The sequence below is a fragment of the Ensifer sp. Root31 genome, assembly GCF_001424825.1.
In the GTDB taxonomy this organism is placed as follows: Bacteria; Pseudomonadota; Alphaproteobacteria; order Rhizobiales; family Rhizobiaceae; genus Ensifer; species Ensifer canadensis.
Genome location: NZ_LMCO01000010.1, coordinates 127,949 through 128,271, shown reverse-complemented (window position 1 = coordinate 128,271; position 323 = coordinate 127,949). Strand labels below are relative to the sequence as shown.

Here is a 323-nt window from a genome sequence, read left to right as displayed (position 1 = left end):
AGGCTGGGTGTGGAAGTGCGGCAACGCATGAAGCTTACCAGTACTAATCGTTCGATTGGCTTGATCGTTCCCATTGCTCATGCTCATCATTGATGAGCAGTCCTCACGCGCCAAAGGCGCTGCGGACGGCGCGCCGGACAACCGGCGGCTCGGCTCTGCCGGCTGCTGGAATTATCCGGATAAGCGCAAAAGACGTGTTCAAAACAAGTGAAGTGAAAACTTCAGCCAGCTTCTCATTCGGTTTGCCCCAGCTAAGGGCAAATCTTGCGCTTTGCCGACCTGGTGGTTCTGGCGGGGTGGCTGCACCCGTTCCCATTCCGAAC

The 323-nt window shown here is 56.7% G+C and carries 1 protein-coding gene; it reads right to left on the bottom strand.

Features of this window, described 5'->3' with window-relative positions:
* Positions 1-103 precede the first annotated feature (103 nt).
* Positions 104-323 (bottom strand): hypothetical protein (locus tag ASD00_RS41295; protein WP_210173873.1); only part of this gene is annotated, 220 nt, incomplete at its 5' end.